At 62.8% G+C, this 14,676-nt stretch carries 16 protein-coding genes; 5 read left to right on the top strand and 11 right to left on the bottom strand.

Annotated features, from left to right (window positions below):
* Positions 1 to 107: 107 nt before the first annotated feature.
* Genes HNP00_RS17730 through HNP00_RS17720 form a run of 3 tightly spaced genes read right to left on the bottom strand, consistent with a single transcriptional unit; the run spans position 108 to position 3,285 of the window.
* Positions 108 to 1,394, bottom strand: coding sequence for an acyl-CoA dehydrogenase family protein (locus tag HNP00_RS17730; RefSeq protein ID WP_184741045.1), 1,287 nt, complete (start codon positions 1,392 to 1,394; stop codon positions 108 to 110).
* A 60-nt stretch (positions 1,395 to 1,454) separates the two neighbouring features.
* A complete protein-coding gene (locus tag HNP00_RS17725) occupies positions 1,455 to 2,219 on the bottom strand; it encodes an SDR family NAD(P)-dependent oxidoreductase (RefSeq protein ID WP_184741044.1) in 765 nt (254 codons plus the stop codon).
* Position 2,220: 1 nt separating this feature from the next.
* On the bottom strand, positions 2,221 to 3,285 hold the full coding sequence (locus tag HNP00_RS17720) for a phosphotransferase family protein (RefSeq protein WP_184741043.1): 1,065 nt from the start codon (positions 3,283 to 3,285) through the stop codon (positions 2,221 to 2,223).
* 85 nt (positions 3,286 to 3,370) lie between these two features.
* Between HNP00_RS17720 and HNP00_RS17715 the strand changes: the two genes are divergently transcribed.
* Together HNP00_RS17715 and HNP00_RS17710 are read left to right on the top strand one after the other, a co-directional pair.
* Positions 3,371 to 3,988: a TetR/AcrR family transcriptional regulator gene (locus HNP00_RS17715; RefSeq protein ID WP_184741042.1), complete on the top strand. Its 618-nt coding sequence runs from the start codon at positions 3,371 to 3,373 to the stop codon at positions 3,986 to 3,988.
* A gap of 96 nt (positions 3,989 to 4,084) precedes the next feature.
* Positions 4,085 to 4,900 carry a tyrosine-protein phosphatase gene (locus HNP00_RS17710; RefSeq protein WP_184741041.1) on the top strand — a complete coding sequence of 272 codons (816 nt, stop codon included), beginning with the start codon at positions 4,085 to 4,087 and terminating at the stop codon, positions 4,898 to 4,900.
* 358 nt (positions 4,901 to 5,258) lie between these two features.
* On the opposite strand, the gene HNP00_RS17705 is transcribed toward HNP00_RS17710, so the two are convergent.
* Both HNP00_RS17705 and HNP00_RS17700 read right to left on the bottom strand, forming a co-directional pair.
* A complete protein-coding gene (locus HNP00_RS17705; protein ID WP_184741040.1) occupies positions 5,259 to 5,549 on the bottom strand; it encodes a hypothetical protein in 291 nt (96 codons plus the stop codon).
* Between the two features lie 235 nt (positions 5,550 to 5,784).
* Positions 5,785 to 6,279, bottom strand: a complete 495-nt coding sequence (locus HNP00_RS17700) for a DoxX family protein (RefSeq protein ID WP_221451614.1) — start codon at positions 6,277 to 6,279, stop codon at positions 5,785 to 5,787.
* 185 nt (positions 6,280 to 6,464) lie between these two features.
* Here HNP00_RS17700 and folE point away from each other — a divergent pair, with 185 nt between their 5' ends.
* Complete coding sequence (gene folE / locus HNP00_RS17695) at positions 6,465 to 7,091, top strand: GTP cyclohydrolase I FolE (protein ID WP_184741038.1); 627 nt, start codon at positions 6,465 to 6,467, stop codon at positions 7,089 to 7,091.
* Between the two features lie 30 nt (positions 7,092 to 7,121).
* On the opposite strand, the gene HNP00_RS17690 is transcribed toward folE, so the two are convergent.
* The 4 genes from HNP00_RS17690 to HNP00_RS17675 form a co-directional block, all read right to left on the bottom strand.
* Positions 7,122 to 7,802: a hypothetical protein gene (locus tag HNP00_RS17690; protein ID WP_184741037.1), complete on the bottom strand. Its 681-nt coding sequence runs from the start codon at positions 7,800 to 7,802 to the stop codon at positions 7,122 to 7,124.
* 38 nt (positions 7,803 to 7,840) lie between these two features.
* A complete protein-coding gene (gene folP / locus HNP00_RS17685) occupies positions 7,841 to 8,653 on the bottom strand; it encodes a dihydropteroate synthase (protein WP_221451613.1) in 813 nt (270 codons plus the stop codon).
* A gap of 62 nt (positions 8,654 to 8,715) precedes the next feature.
* Positions 8,716 to 9,696 carry a glucosyl-3-phosphoglycerate synthase gene (locus HNP00_RS17680; RefSeq protein ID WP_184741036.1) on the bottom strand — a complete coding sequence of 327 codons (981 nt, stop codon included), beginning with the start codon at positions 9,694 to 9,696 and terminating at the stop codon, positions 8,716 to 8,718.
* A gap of 90 nt (positions 9,697 to 9,786) precedes the next feature.
* Complete coding sequence (locus HNP00_RS17675) at positions 9,787 to 10,083, bottom strand: hypothetical protein (RefSeq protein ID WP_184741035.1); 297 nt, start codon at positions 10,081 to 10,083, stop codon at positions 9,787 to 9,789.
* A 125-nt stretch (positions 10,084 to 10,208) separates the two neighbouring features.
* On the opposite strand from HNP00_RS17675, the gene HNP00_RS17670 reads away from it, so the two are divergent.
* Positions 10,209 to 11,378, top strand: a complete 1,170-nt coding sequence (locus tag HNP00_RS17670) for an amidohydrolase family protein (protein ID WP_184741034.1) — start codon at positions 10,209 to 10,211, stop codon at positions 11,376 to 11,378.
* Between the two features lie 212 nt (positions 11,379 to 11,590).
* Complete coding sequence (locus HNP00_RS17665; RefSeq protein WP_184741033.1) at positions 11,591 to 13,066, top strand: MFS transporter; 1,476 nt, start codon at positions 11,591 to 11,593, stop codon at positions 13,064 to 13,066.
* A gap of 259 nt (positions 13,067 to 13,325) precedes the next feature.
* Here HNP00_RS17665 and HNP00_RS17660 read toward each other — a convergent pair whose 3' ends face one another.
* The gene (locus HNP00_RS17660) at positions 13,326 to 14,300 is read right to left on the bottom strand and encodes an MDR family oxidoreductase (protein WP_311770609.1); all 975 of its coding nucleotides are present in this window, start codon (positions 14,298 to 14,300) and stop codon (positions 13,326 to 13,328) included.
* Between the two features lie 13 nt (positions 14,301 to 14,313).
* Entirely contained in the window at positions 14,314 to 14,652 is a 339-nt protein-coding gene (locus tag HNP00_RS17655) for a hypothetical protein (protein ID WP_184741031.1), read from the bottom strand.
* Between the last annotated feature and the right edge of the window lie 24 nt (positions 14,653 to 14,676).

The raw sequence follows: 14,676 nt of genomic DNA, 5'->3' as shown, positions 1-14,676 counted from the left end.
TACGGTGAACTAAACAACTGGAGATATTTCATTGATGCGGGTGATTGACGCTGGCCTTGAGTTTTCAGGAGCCCTGGACCACCACCGTGTACGTGTGGGGCGGGTGGTCAGACGGCGGCTGGGGCCAGCAATTCGGCTTCGGCTGCGGCGCGCCGCGTCGGAATGTGCATCGACGGCCACATTCCCTCCGCCGGCCGGTAACCCCGCAGCAACTGGCGGGCCACCGTCGACTGGTGCACCTCGGTCGGCCCGTCCGCCAGGGCGAGCATGAGGCCGCTGGAGAACATGCGGGTGAGTGGCAGATCATAGGTGACGCCGAGGGCGCCGTGAATCTGGATCGCGCGTTTGGCCACTGCCTCCATGACCCGCGGGGTCTGGACCTTAATGGCTGCAATGTCCCTGCGGACCCGCATGTAGTCGTTGTAGGTGTCGATCTGCCAGGCGGTATACATCACCATCAGCCGGAACTGGACAATCTCGATGTAGGAGTCGGCCAGCATTGCCTGCACGGCCTGTTTGTCACCGAGCGCCTGACCCTTGGTGGTGCGCGACAGGGCACGCTCGGCCATCATGTCCAGGCACAGCTGGGCATTGCCCACGGTGCGCATCGCGTGATGGATTCGCCCGCCGCCGAGCCGGGTTTGGGCGACACCAAAGGCATTGCCCTCTTCGCCCAGGAGCGCGGAGGCAGGCACGCGGACGCTGGTGTAGCGGACCAGGGCCTCGGAGCCGTCATGCTCCGGTTCGCCCAAATGCGCAAGATTGCGGACAATCTCGATGCCGGGCGTCTCCGCCGGGACCATGAACATTGACATCCGTTTCACCACGGGGGCCTCAGGATCGGTCACTGCCATCACGATGAAGAAGGAGGCCCACCGAGCATTCGAGGAGAAGAACTTCTCCCCGCTGATGACCCAGTCGGAACCGTCACGGACAGCCTCTGTGGTGAAGACTCCGGGGTCAGCCCCGCCCTGCGGTTCCGTCATCGAGAAGCAGGAGACAATCTCCCCGTCGAGGAGTGGCTGGAGGTACGCCGCTTTTTGCTCTGGCGTGCCGTAGTGGGCGATGATTTCCGCATTGCCGGTGTCAGGGGCCTGGGTGCCGAAGATCCGGGGACCCCAGATGGACTTGCCCAGGATCTCGTTGAGCAGTCCAAGCTTGAGCTGGCCGTAGCCCTTCCCGCCGAGTTCGGGGCCTAGATGGCAGGCCCACAGGCCCTGGTCCCGGACGGCCTGCTTGAGCGGGTCGACAATGGCCCGCTGCTGGTCGGTCATCGGCTTATAGACGTCATGCGGCCAGAGCAGGTCCACAGGCCAAACCTTTTCCCTGATGAAGGTATCGGTCCAGTCAAGTAGTTCCTGGAATTCGGGGTCGACGGAAAAGTCCCAAGCCATAGTTGTGCGCTCCTAATGAGAAATGTGAGGGTGAAATACTGACAGAGAATCCGGAGCCGGCTACTTCAGGCCGCCGTCGACCCGGATGGTCGCCCCGGTGGTGTAGCTTGAGGCATCGGACGCCAGATACAGTGCCGCACCAACAATTTCGTGCGGCTGCCCGGCCCGCTGCAACGCTGTGGTCTTCTGGATGGTGGCGTTGAATACGTCCATGTCCCAGGCCTTGGAGACGTCGGTCAGCATGGTCCCAGACATGAGCGTGTTGACGCGCACGGTGGGACCGAACGCCTGGGCGAGGCCCTCGGTCATCGAGTTCAGTGCGGCTTTGGCTCCGGCATACGGGATGATGCTCTTGCTTGAGCGGATGGAGCCGCTGGAACTGACGTTGATGATCGACCCGCTGCTGGCCTTGACCATCCTCTCTCCCACCAGGGCGGAGAGCCGGAACGGGCCCTTGAAGTTGAGGTTGACCACGCTGTCAAAGAGTTTTTCGGAGACGTCGGTGAGTTCCCCGTACAGCGGTGACATTCCTGCGTTGTTGATCAGCACATCGATTTTTCCAAAGCGCTCATATGCAGCATCGACCAGTCCGTCGAGTTCTTCCCAGCGTCCTACGTGCACCCCGTAGGCCATCGCCTGGCGCCCGGTCGCTTCCTTGACTTCCTTGGCCACCAGCTCGCAGCTCTCGAGATTGCGGCTGGCAATCACCACATCCGCACCCGCTTTCGCGGCGGCCAGAACCATCTCTTTTCCCAAGCCCCGGCTTCCGCCGGTGACCAGCACCACCTTGCCGGTGAGGTCAAACAACTCGTCCACATAACTCATCTCAATTGCCCTTCCGTGTGAGCGTCCGCGACAGTTCCGCCGCTTTGCGCATAAGTTCCAGGATCATCGCGCCGAAGCTCGCAAACTTGGGGTCGACCGTCCCGCCCGAGGCACCGCGCGCATAACTCATTTCCAAAACGATGGCGAGCTTCCACCGCGCCAGAATGATGTAGTAATCAATGTCTTCCGTGGAACGGCCGCTGATCCGCTCGTAGTGTTCGAGGAGGTCGTCGCGCGCAGGCATCCCATCCAGGTTCAGGTAGCGGGACGCCGCCATGTCATCGCCCTCGGGCCCCCAGGACATCAAAGCCCAGCCCAGGTCCAGCAACGGGTCGCCGATCGTGGTCATTTCCCAGTCAATGACGGCTGCCAGGCTGGTCGGTGTCTGATTGCTGAACATCACGTTGGCAAACTGGTAGTCGCCATGCATGATGCCCGGTTCCCACTGCCGCGGGCGGTTGCGGCGCAGCCACTCTGAGGTCTCCTCGAGTCCCGGCAGGTCGCGGAACTGGTATTTCTTCAAGAAGGCCAACCAGCGGTCAACCTGCCGATCGTGGAACCCATCCGGCCGCCCGAAGTCCGCGAGACCGCGTGCTTTCCAGTCCACCCGGCTCAGCAGCGCGGCACCCTCAACCAGACCGAAGGCCAAAGGCGCCTTGGCGCTGAAGTCCGCATTGAAAGACTCCGGCCAGCCCTCAGATCCACTGGGCGACCATCCGTCGATCTCCTTCATCAGGTAGAACGGAGCTCCCAGTACCTCAGCATCATCGCAGCCGGCCACCAGTTCCGCATGTGGGACATCAGTGCCTTTCAAGGCCCGCAGCAGCGCGATTTCCCGCCGCAGTCCATCGTGGCGTTTGGCATCCGAACCCGCAGGCGGGGTGCGCAGCACGATGCGCTGGTCACCCTGGGTGACCAGATACAACTCGTTCTGGGAACCGCCGCTAAGCCGGGAAAGCTGCGGGACCTCGTCTTGCCCGGGGAGCTTCTGTTCATTCATCCAGCGGGCGAGCCGTTGCGGGTCCACCGCCGGGGGGGCAAATGTTTCCAAATCGTTGGTTGTCATAAGGACAGAATGTCATTCTCGTGTCTAAGAATCAAGATCTTTCAGGGAAGAATATTCTTCTGAATGTGCCTGTAGACTGTTCTCCATGAGAGTGAATGACGCACCTTTCCCTGTCCGGGCAGCAGTGGATCGTGCACTGGCGAAACAGACGCAGGAAGCGACGCGGGACGTCGAGTCGATTCTTGATGCCGCACTCCGCGTGGCGCAGCGGTGTGCACCCGAGGCCCCGCGCGTGGCCGATATCGTCGCAGAGGCAGGTATCTCCAACCAGGCCTTCTACCGGTACTTCGCGGGCAAGGATGACCTCATGAACGCCGTCTTCGAACGCGGCGTCCAGCGGCTGGGCAGCTACTTGGCCCATCAGATGGACAAGAAAACGGACCCGCGCGAGCAGATTGCCGCATGGATCCGCGGAGTTCTGACTCAGGTAACGGACCAAACCGCGGCCAGCCAAAGTGCCGCCGTCATCGGCCAACTCAAACGCGGCCCCCATGCGAGCGGGACCGACCCGCTCACGGCGCTCGGTCATATGCTGGTTGACCCGATAAGGCAGGCCGGCAGCCACGAGCCGGAATTGGATGCCGAAGTCATTCAGGAAGCCGTCACCGGCTCTCTGCGCCGGCACCTGACTGCGCTGACCGCACCGGATCAGAAAGAGAGGGACCACATCGTGTCCTTCTGCCTGCGCGGACTCGCCGTCTGAGCCACAGTTGAACAGGAACCGGTACTCCGATCCCGGATAACATCACAGCCGGCCCGGCTCAGCCGGGCCATCCACAGAACCATGGCCAGGAGCCCAATGAAAACGGTTGGAAACACCGTGCCGGTACCGATGGCACTGACAAATCTTCGTGACCTGGGGGGCCTGCCCGTCGCGGGCGGAATCACGGCCCACGGGGTGGTCTGGCGGTCCGACGACGTATCCTGTGTCCCAGACGATGAAGCAACCATGCTCCATCGGAATGGGCTCCGTACCGTCATTGACCTGCGGTCCCCGCGGGAAGCGTCCTTCACCGGACGTGGGCCGTTGGGGGCACTCGCGGCAGTTTCGTACCACCACATACCGTTCACGGCAGACGTAGCTGCACCCAGACCGGGTGACGGCTCGGCGATGAGTCTAACCCGCGGGGCGCAGGCCTTCGGCCGATGGTATGCCGCCCTGGTTGAAGAGCGGGCGGCGGAAGTCACGCTCGTCCTGAACATTATTTCCGCCGCCCGCGGCGCCACTCTGTTTCACTGTGCCGCGGGCAAAGACCGGACAGGCGTCATGGCCGCCGTGCTCCTGAGCGCCATCGGCGCAGCGGATGAGACCATAGTCGCGGACTATGTCCGGACTACGGACAATCTGGAGGCCCTGCATGAGCGTCTGACCGTTGTCCTGGGTCCGCTCCTCGCCGCCCTGCCAAACAAACGGCCGCCGCTGGATGGCCGGGGCAGCGCCATGATGGGCGCGCATGCCGAGACCATGAGGACTATGCTCACGACCCTGCGGCAACGGCACGGCAGCATCCTGGAACCCATGCATGCCGCCGGCCTGGACCAATCAACCATCCAACGGCTACGATCGCGGCTGCTGATCGAGCAACCGCGGGGGCCGGAATCAGTCACTGGCTAGCGCGCGCTGGCCGCGATCGGCTCCTTCAGCGTAATGGGTTGGGGCCGGATATCCGGTGTCGGACGGCTTCGGCACCTTCCGTGTTCGGCACGAAATCATTGACCCAGGACAGACACGCCCTCTGATGCACGCCTGCGGAGTGATCGTCACGTTTCGGACCGTGACCGGTTCCGACGGGTCAACGGTCATTGGGCCGGGATGTGCTGGTCACCGGCCCGGGCCGCAGTCATTAGTTTCGATTTGTCGCTGCCCTGAGCCATACAAAAGTCCCTCCGGCTGGATGACCGGGCAGACCGGGATGAACACTACTACTGAATTCCCGCACCAAGCGGACAACAGATTCAGAATAAAGCGGGATTCATTCAGCACGCGACACAACCTTCCATGGAGCTGAAGAATCACATGCTGCGACAACGAGTCCCCGAACAACACAAACCCATCGATCCGCCGCATGGAAATCAGGCGGCACTACGGCCAACCGTGGATAGTCACTGATGAATACTGGCAGCGAATACGCTGGACCGTCGGCAATCAGCACCACCCCGATGCCGGCAGCGGCATCCAGGTCCCTCAACTCCGAAAGCAGCACGGCGAGGGACCATCGCTCCTCCGGATCATAGCCAACCAGCACGACGCTGGGCAGCTGCATGCCTTGACTCGCAGGCTGGGCTCGCGCGGCACTGAGCCACTCCCGGGCAGTGTACGTATCCTTGGCATCGATCAACGCCACCGGCCGGGACCGGTCCCCTATCCCCTGAGTTATCACCGACTGCTGTGCGGCATCCGTATTTACGCATAGGATGTTCGCACCCTGCGGAAAGAACGGCGAAACGCGTTCGGCCCCGGGCATACTGAACCTCGTGTTCTGCGTCAGCAAAGTTGCCTCATTTCGTCTGTGCCGAAGCGGGAGCCGGACGCCAGCTCACGGCCAGAAGCACGGCCGCACCGCCCACACCCAGGACGGCCGCTATGCCTGCGCCGGCCCAGCCGGAGGACATGACATCGATGCCCATGCCATGGTCAACCGACAGGGAGCCCGGACCGGCCACTGCGACGGCGACACAGGTCAGCGCAAGGAGCAGAACGTATTCATACCCATCCTTGAAAACAAAGAACCCGTTCTTCCGGTGGGCCGTTACCGTGGCCACAGCACAGACACTGATCAGGGCCGCCGCCATCAGCGGCGTGAGCAGACCCAGGACCAGGCCCAGCCCGGCGGCAATCTCAACGGCCGCGGACAGGAAGGCCTGCACCGGCGCGTATTTCATGCCCATGCTGTCAAACCAGCGGGCCGTGCCAGCCAGACCACCAGGGCCGAAGGCGTGGTTGTAGCCGTGGGCAATGAAGGTCCCCCCGACCGCCACACGCAGGATTAGCATAGCGACGTCCAAGTCGTCCAAAGGGATCAGCTCCTCAAATTTCTGTATCTGTGCGGTGGCACGGAGTGCACTCCGGTTCGACGAACACGGAATAATCGAATCGACCCATACCGTTGACCTTACTGTAATATAGTTCACAGTCAAGGCCCAACAACCAGGGCCGGAAGATGTAAGGAGATCCTTGAATGACCATCATCGAACTGGAAACAGAGTTGTACACGTCTTCCGCTGTTCCGGTCGGCCCGGTCAGCCCGGTCGGCATCGACCGGGCTGCCGCCACAGCGGCTGTCGCCGACCTGCTCAGGGCACTAGGGCGCGATCCAGACAGCGTGCACCAGGCAGAGACGCCCCGACGAGTGGCGGATGCCTTCATTGAGCAGCTAACCCCCAAGCCCATGGTGCTGACCACCTTTCCCAACGACGAAGACTACGATGAACTGGTCCTGGTTCGTAACATCCCGTTCCGGTCGCTGTGCGAGCATCATCTCCTGCCCTTTTCCGGCGTCGGGCATATCGCCTATCTGCCGGGTGAGCGGATTATCGGCCTCTCAAAGCTTGCAAGGATCCTCGAGCATTTTGCCAGCGACTTCCAGGTCCAAGAACGCCTCACCAAGCAGGTCGCCGATCTGCTGCAGGAACGGCTCGCGCCCCGCGGCGTCGGCGTCGTGCTGGAGGCCGAGCATATGTGCATGACACTGCGGGGTGTCCGCTCCAGCGGTTCAAGCACCGTAACCAGCACCTTCTACGGAACCCTCCGGGAAGACGCCCGCAGCCGGGCCGAGTTCATGTCACTCGCCGGCGTTCGGAGCTGACGAGCCGGGAACCGGACAGCCTGCCCGGCTTCAGCGGACCGGGGCGGGCTGCCAGGTCGAAACAATGTAGTGGACCCCGTAGGGATCACCCGCGTAGAGCAGATCAGCTTCGACCTGCGCCGTTCCGGCAGCACCGGCGAGCGCCTGCCACGCGGTTCGGCCCTGGACCAGCAAGGCCTCGGCAAGGTCCTCGTCCAGATTCAACAGTGCTTCCGCGTCGCCGTTACCCAGTGCGTTGGTGACCTGATCGTCGTAGGAGGCGGATCTCGGGTCCAGATATCCCGGTGCTTTGGGTCCCCGCCGGGCACTGGCATCACCCATCACCAGCAGTGCCGTGCGCCCTGGTTCTTCGACCAGTGTCCGGCCGATCTTGGCGTATTGTTCGGCAGACCGGTCAGAGCTGAGCGCCTGGAATCGGCGGGGCCCGTCCCATCCCGCTTCATCGAGCAGTCTCGCGCCGACGCCCAGGCTAAGTGGCAATCCCGGAGTCACCGTGGCCGCCTCCCCTGCGCCGGGAACGCCGAGGCCGCCCGCATAGCGGTCGACGAAAAACGGTGTTGATGCGCTGTATTGCTGTGTGACCTCGCCGCCCCCGATGATGACGACGAGATCCGGCGACTGTCCCAAAAGCCATTGCACTGCCCGGACACAGGCGTTCGAAAGCTCCACGACAGGCTCCGGACGGCGGCCGGACGGTAGCAGCTCAGTCATGAGCAGGGGCGGGTGCGGACACACGGCCGCGGCGATCATCATGCCAGACCCCGCAGTGTCAGGGCAGGCTCCCGGGTCCCCCGTATTGCGCCAACCATATCCAGGACCTGGCGCGTCGGAGCGACCTGGTGGACCCGGAAGACGCTGGCACCGAGCCAGGCGCAGATGGCTGTGGCGGCAAGGGTTCCGGTCAGCCGCTCGCCCACCGGCAGATCAAGTGTTTCCCCCACGAAGTCCTTATTGGACAGAGAGACCAGCACCGGCCAGCCCGTCGCCGTCATCTCGCCGAGGCGCTGCGTCACCGCCAGGCTCTGCCGGGTGTTCTTCGCAAAGTCATGTGCCGGGTCGATCAAGATGCTGCGCGGGTCAACGCCCAAGGCAACCGCCCGGTCCGCCAGCGCCAAGGTGCGCTGGAGCACGTCCGTCATGACGTCGTCGTAGGCGGCGCGGTGTGGCCGGGTCCGCGGGGTGACGCCGCCTGCGTGGGTGCAGACCAACGCCGCACCGTACTCCGCGGCGACCTCGGCGAGCCGTTCGTCATAGCCGCCCCACGCGTCATTGAGCAAATCCGCTCCCGCTTCGCAGACCGCACGGCCCACCTCATGGCGCCAGGTATCGACGCTAATGACGACGTCGGGGTAGGCGTGGCGCACGGCTGCGACAAATCCGACCGTGCGCCCCAGTTCCTCAGCTACATCCACGTCGGCTCCGGGAGCCGCCTTAACGCCGCCGATGTCTATGATTTCCGCCCCTGCCGCCACCACCTCGTGCACGCGCTCCAGTGCCGCCCCAAACTCATAGGTGGCCCCCCGGTCGAAAAAGGAATCAGGGGTGCGGTTGACAATAGCCATGATCAGCAGCCGGTCGCGGTCGAATTCCCTGTGCCCCAGCCTGAGCACGGGGCGGCCGCCGCTCAACTGAGCACCGCCGACTTGCCGTAAGCAGGCACACTGGCTGCGGCGGGACGCTCCGCCAGCGGAATTGGCCGCGCGGCAGGAAGGACATCCTGCCCGTCGGCGGACCGTGTGTACTGCAGCAGCTGGTCAGTTGGCTCCGTCCAGGCGCGGTCCGGCCGGCGTCGATCGGCGACGGCGAGCAGTTCCGCCGCCATCAGGGCCAGATCCTGGGTACTCTGGTGCTCATGCGCCCTGGCCCCCAAATCAACCTGCGCTATGGCATCCAGACCGAAAATCGCGTAAGCGTCAAGGACGGTGGCGAGTTCCACACCGTAGCCCACTGGGACCCGGATCGATTCCATCAGGCTGCGCCGCACCGCCCATTCACCGGCGAGGGGCTGAACCAGGCCGGCCAGATCCGGCCACCAGAGATTTAGCAGCGGGCGTGCCACCAGTTCCGTGACACGGCCACCGTCGGTCCCTGTCGGCCGCCCCGGATGAGCCGAGACGCGATCGTAAAAACCCTTGACCAGCCGGATATCCGTGCTATCCAGAAGGGGCCCCAGCAGGCCGGTGACGAAGTGAGGTCCCCACAGCGTCAGATCCGCGTCCATGAAGACGATGATGTCTCCCGAAGTTACAAAAAGCGATTTCCACAGCGCCTCGCCCTTGCCCCGCAGCGGAGCCAGGTCTGTGACGATGTCGCTGGCCGCGTAGACCTCGGCGCCGGCGCTGGCCGCAATGCTGGATGTTGCATCGGTGGAGTCCGAATCGATAACAACCAGCTCGTCAATCAGCGACACCTGCTCCATGAGCTCCCCCCGCAAGGTCAGGACCACATCCGCAATCGTTCGTTCCTCGTTGTGGGCGGGGATCACGACACTGATCCGGTGGTTCCCCGTTGCCTTCGCCGCCATGAGGGCCGGAACCGGCCAATCGCTGCTGCGCGAAGACCGCCGGACAAACCACGAGGAAGGCTTCGGTGTCAAAGGGTGCATTGCTTCTCTTTCATGTGGGTACACCAGCATGGAAAGTGGTGCCGCTGAAGGCGTCCCTGTCCGCAGCGGCACCGCTCATTCACTGTGGTGTTAGTCCACCAAACTCGAGCCCGGGCCGTTGTACCGCAGGAAGCCGGAGGAAATTTGGTCGTTGGCTGCGGCCCGGGAATTACGGGCTGCCGAGTCCTGCAGGCTGTTGAGCCGGGTCGTGGCGGATGTAATCAGGGCCAGCTTGGCCCCGTCGGCGGTGTCCGGCTGGGCCAGCAGGTCCGCAAGGACCACTTGAGTTTTTTCAATCTCTTCCCGCAGCCGCGCGGCCGACTCATTGTAGGTGAGCAGATCGTGGTCGTCTTCGATTTCGCGCCCAAACAGCTCTTCGGTGTTCATGATGCCCCTTAATTTCAATTGGGCCTTCCACTATCGAAAGGTTATCTGTAAGCTCCACAGTATCGGATTTGGAGAATCAAATCTAGACAAATTAGCACTGCTACCCAGTGATAGGAGCCTAAGCGATGCCGCTTCAGGACCACATGCAGATCATCTCCGTCGATGATCACCTGATCGAACACCCGAAGGTCTTCAGCGACCGGCTGCCCAAAAAGTTCATCGAACAGGGCCCCCAGATCATCGAAAACGAACAGGGGCACCATGTCTGGAGAATGGAAGGGCAGATTTACCCCTACATCGGCCTGAACGCGGTTGCCGGCAAGACGCCCGAGGAATTCGGAATGGAGCCGCTGCGCTATGAGGACATGATCCCCGGCTGCTATGACCCCATCGCCCGTGTCAAGGACATGGACACCGACGGCGTACAGGCAGCCTGCTGCTTCCCGTCCTTCCCCGGGTTTGGCGGAGGAGTCTTCCACCGCGGCAAGGACAAGGAGCTGATGCTCGAATGCGTCAAGGCGTGGAATGACTTCAGCATCGATGAATGGTGCGGCTCTGCGCCCGAGCGCTATGTGCCACTGTCCATCCTCCCGACCTGGGATATTGATCTCTGCGTTGCTGAAGCGCGCCGGACCGCCGAGAAGGGCGCCCGCACCATCTCCTTCCCCGACAGTCCGATCCCGCTGGGCCTGCCGTCCTTTGCAAGCGACAAATGGGGACCACTGTGGGACGTCTTCGAAGAGTACGACATCCCGGTCAGCCTGCACTTCGGCTCCGGCAGCTTCGTCCCGGGTTTCCCGTACTCCGCCTCGGCGCTCTCCCCGGTCCCGTTCACCCCCGATGGTCCGTACGCCGTGGCCATTGCTTCCTTCGCCACCAACCTGATGTGGTCCGCCACGGAATGGCTCTTCTCCGGTCAGCTCCAGAAGCACCCCAACCTGAAGATCATGCTGTCCGAAGGCGGCATCGGCTGGATCCCCTATATCGCCGAGCGCGCGGACTACACCTGGGAACGCCACCGCTACTACCAGGACATCGACCGCACCACCCGCCCGTCGGATCTACTCAAGAAGCACTTCTGGGGCTGCTACATCGATGACAACTTCGGCATCGAGAACCGCCACAAGATCGGCGTGAACCGAATCTGCCTGGAGGTCGACTACCCGCACTCCGACTCCAACTGGCCGAACAGCCGCAAGATCGTGGCCGACAGCCTCGTCAATGTTCCCGACGATGAGGCACACCGCATCGTGGAACTGAATGCCCGCGAGGTCTTTAACTTCCCGCGCATCTGACACCTACGGATAGCACGGGGGACTCCAGGCCGTCGCGGCCCGGCGTCCCCCTTGCTGTTGTCCATGCCTTGTCCCGGATCGATGCAGCCCTGGGCGAACATTTCCCCGCTGCGACGAAGGCGTCATCCGGCAAGACGGCGCCAGGAATCTTCCCCTGGAAGATCTGCACTTCACTCAGCCGATTTCATCGGCTCTCTTCGAACGGATATTAAATGAGTCTTCAAGTTGGTAAAGACAAGGTCGGAGCGATCGGCGCCGGCTTCGGCATCATGACCGTTGTGGGCGGGCTGGCCTTCTCGGAATTGGCGAGCGCCTACCTGCAATCGACGTACGGTCCGCTGCTGAACCTGCTCGGGGTTCGCCTTGGTGCCGACGCCGCACAGCTGAACTGGATCAGCGCCGCATATTTGCTCTCCTCCGTCGTCTGTGTCCCGGTCCTGGCGAAACTCGGTGACCTCTATGGGCACAAACGCATGGTGGTCATCACGCTAGTGATCGTGATCGTCGGCACGGTACTCGCGGCGTTCGCCACGACATTCCCCCTTTTTCTGTCCGGCATGCTCGTGCAGGGCGCTGTCAGCGCGCTGCTTCCACTTGAAATGGCCATCGTCCGGGAGCGGGCCGGCGATCAGGCCAGCAAGGGAATCGGTCTCCTGGTGGGCTGCCTCGGTGGCGGCGCCGTCGTGGGCATCCTTCTCACCGGGCTCCTGGGAACCGTCCTGGATCTCACCCTGGTCATGCTCGTCCCGGCCGCTCTCTTGGTTCTCTCTCTGTTGATCATCATCCTCACAGTGCCGGAGACCCAGATCCGCAGCGAAGGCCGAATCGACTGGAAGGGCGCGTCCCTGCTCGGTATTGGACTGGCCCTCGTGCTATACGCTATTAGCAACGGCAAGACGTTGGGCTGGCTCTCACCGGCGATCCTGGGCATGATTGTTGTAGGGCTGGCTTTGCTGTTCCTGTTCGTCCGGGTCGAAAAAACCGTGCGTCACCCGCTGATCGATATCAAACTGGTGACCCGGGGCGGCGTGGGTTTTTACCTGATCCTCATGCTCCTGTTCGGGATTCAGCAGCTGGGCTCCGGACCGGTCAATTCCCTCTACGTTGCCTCCAAGCCGGGCAAGGTCGGATACGGCTTCGGTCTTGACTCCCTGGGCGTTTCCCTGACGCTCGTGCCCTACGCGCTTATGCTGATGATCGGAGCCGTCGTCGGCCATGCCCTCGTGCGCCGCATGGGACAGATGCAGACCCTGATTTGGGCCAATGTCCTCGTCATTGCCAAGTACGCCATGCTCATAGTTTTCTCCCGCGATCTGGCAATCTTCACGGCGGCCCAGTTCGTCGGCGGCCTGGGGGTGGGTATCTTTATCGCGGTGCTTCCCGCCATCATCGTCGGCCTGGCGCCCAAGGATGCCTCGGGCATTGCCGGTGCAATGTACAACACAACCAGAACGCTCGCCGGCGCCGTCGGCGGGGCAGTGTTTGCCGCGATCATGTCCTCGATGTTCCTTCCCGCCGCAAAGGTTCCCAGCTTGGATGCATTCCTCGTCATCTGGGCAATCTGCGGCGGTCTGAGCGTCGTGATCATGGCGTTCCTGCCCTTCAGCAGGCACCTCGGACGAGTCCGGACGACGATGTCCGATGAGACCCTTCAGGACCAGGATCTGGGACTCGTTTCACAGGATTAGGCCGGGCAATCCTGTCCACCAGGTTCGTCCCGCCCAAGACCTCGCGGAGGCCTGAGCCTATCCTGGTGAGGCGGCCTCGTTGATGTAGTACCGTCGGCGGCGGACCAGACACTCGCAGTGTCCGGTCCGCCGCCAACGGCGCGGGCATGTAGAAAGCCACCGCGGGGCGGATGCCCTCCTGCGGCTGGTGGGCGGCGAAGCCGCCAGAGAGGTGTCTGGGGCAGTCCTGTGCAATTCCGCAGTCCGCGCGGCCCCGCTGCTACCGTGATACGTCGATAACCACTCGCCCCCGGATACTTCCCGCCAGAATATCTTGGGCAAGCTCCGGCAACCGGGACATCGGTTCGACGGTGGTGATGGATTCCAGGGATTTCACGTCCAGGTCGCGGGCCAGGCGGCTCCACGCCGAGCGGCGCTTCCCCATCGGAGCCATGACAGAGTCGATGCCGAGCAACGCTACGCCGCGAAGAATATGTGGCAGTACCGTTGCCGGAAGATCTGTGCCGGATGCCAGACCGCAGGCGGCAACGGCGCCACCGTATTCCGCCTGGGCCAAGGCGTTGGCGAGGGTGGTGCTGCCGACTGAATCCACAACTCCGCTCCAGGTCTCCCGCTGGAGCGGCCGTGCTGGCTTCAGCAGGTCCGCCCTGTCAATGACCTCCGCGGCCCCGAGCTGCTTCAGGTATTCGTGGTTAGCGGGACGCCCCGTTGACGCAGTGACCTGGTGTCCGGACTGCGCAAGGAGGGCAACGGCTACCGAGCCGACCCCTCCTGCTGCGCCGGTGACAAGAACCTTCCCCCGCCCTGGCCGCATGTGTCCCCACTGTTCAAGCGCGTCAACGCACAGCGCTGCGGTGTAGCCTGCCGTGCCGATCGCCATTGCTTGAAGGGGCGTGAATTCCGTGGGCACCCGAAGCAGCCACTCGGACTTCACACGCTGGAAGCGGGAGTAACCGCCCCAGTGCACTTCCGAAAGTCCGAAGCCGTTCAACAAAACCTGGTCTCCAGGGCGCCAGAGGGGCGAGCCCGACTCGACAACCGTGCCGGCCAGATCTATTCCACCGATCATCGGAAGCCGTCTGGCCACCCTGTTACGGTTCCCGGAAAGGGCCAAGCCGTCCTTGTAATTGAGCGAGGAATAGCTGACCTCAACAAGCACGTCATCATCTGGGAGGTCCGCCAGGGTGAATTGGCGGAAGGTCGACACCGCCTTGCCGTCAATTTCATCAATCACTATTGCGGCAAAATCATTCATCGACTGTCATGTGCCCTCCCATGACCCAGTACGCCTGAGGAGACCCTAGACGGATCCATGCTTCGACCCCGTCAGACCTGAGGACCAGTTGCCTCTCGAAGACGCCGTCCCTGGCCAGCCAGAGGACACTTCCATCCGCCGCCACCATATCAACTTGGCCCTCACGCAACGCGTGGCCATCCTCGGTGATCTGCACCCGCATGTCCTGCAGCCTGGACCAGTCCTGAACCATCATCGAGGCGTGCGTTCCGCCGTCGTCCAGCCCAAGCTCCGACAATGGGCGGGCCTTCTGGCGGACGGCCCCATCAAGGTACTCCGTGTCTTCAGTCAATTAACCCTCCTGGATACTTTCAAG

The organism is Arthrobacter sp. AZCC_0090 (assembly GCF_014207375.1).
Classification (GTDB): domain Bacteria; phylum Actinomycetota; class Actinomycetes; order Actinomycetales; family Micrococcaceae; genus Arthrobacter.
This window is presented reverse-complemented; position numbering and strand designations above follow the sequence as displayed.

Bases quoted from the DNA above. Each gene is read 5' to 3' on its own strand.
- HNP00_RS17725 (WP_184741044.1), bottom strand. From the start codon at position 2,219: ATGAGTTATGTGGACGAGTTGTTTGACCTCACCGGCAAGGTGGTGCTG.
- HNP00_RS17705 (WP_184741040.1), bottom strand. From the start codon at position 5,549: ATGCAGCTGCCCAGCGTCGTGCTGGTTGGCTATGATCCGGAGGAGCGA.
- folE (WP_184741038.1), top strand. From the start codon at position 6,465: ATGACCATCATCGAACTGGAAACAGAGTTGTACACGTCTTCCGCTGTT.
- HNP00_RS17715 (WP_184741042.1), top strand. From the start codon at position 3,371: ATGAGAGTGAATGACGCACCTTTCCCTGTCCGGGCAGCAGTGGATCGT.
- HNP00_RS17730 (WP_184741045.1), bottom strand. From the start codon at position 1,394: ATGGCTTGGGACTTTTCCGTCGACCCCGAATTCCAGGAACTACTTGAC.
- HNP00_RS17700 (WP_221451614.1), bottom strand. From the start codon at position 6,279: ATGCTAATCCTGCGTGTGGCGGTCGGGGGGACCTTCATTGCCCACGGC.
- HNP00_RS17665 (WP_184741033.1), top strand. From the start codon at position 11,591: ATGAGTCTTCAAGTTGGTAAAGACAAGGTCGGAGCGATCGGCGCCGGC.
- HNP00_RS17680 (WP_184741036.1), bottom strand. From the start codon at position 9,696: ATGCACCCTTTGACACCGAAGCCTTCCTCGTGGTTTGTCCGGCGGTCT.
- HNP00_RS17675 (WP_184741035.1), bottom strand. From the start codon at position 10,083: ATGAACACCGAAGAGCTGTTTGGGCGCGAAATCGAAGACGACCACGAT.
- HNP00_RS17710 (WP_184741041.1), top strand. From the start codon at position 4,085: ATGAAAACGGTTGGAAACACCGTGCCGGTACCGATGGCACTGACAAAT.
- folP (WP_221451613.1), bottom strand. From the start codon at position 8,653: ATGGCTATTGTCAACCGCACCCCTGATTCCTTTTTCGACCGGGGGGCC.
- HNP00_RS17670 (WP_184741034.1), top strand. From the start codon at position 10,209: ATGCCGCTTCAGGACCACATGCAGATCATCTCCGTCGATGATCACCTG.
- HNP00_RS17690 (WP_184741037.1), bottom strand. From the start codon at position 7,802: ATGACTGAGCTGCTACCGTCCGGCCGCCGTCCGGAGCCTGTCGTGGAG.
- HNP00_RS17720 (WP_184741043.1), bottom strand. From the start codon at position 3,285: ATGACAACCAACGATTTGGAAACATTTGCCCCCCCGGCGGTGGACCCG.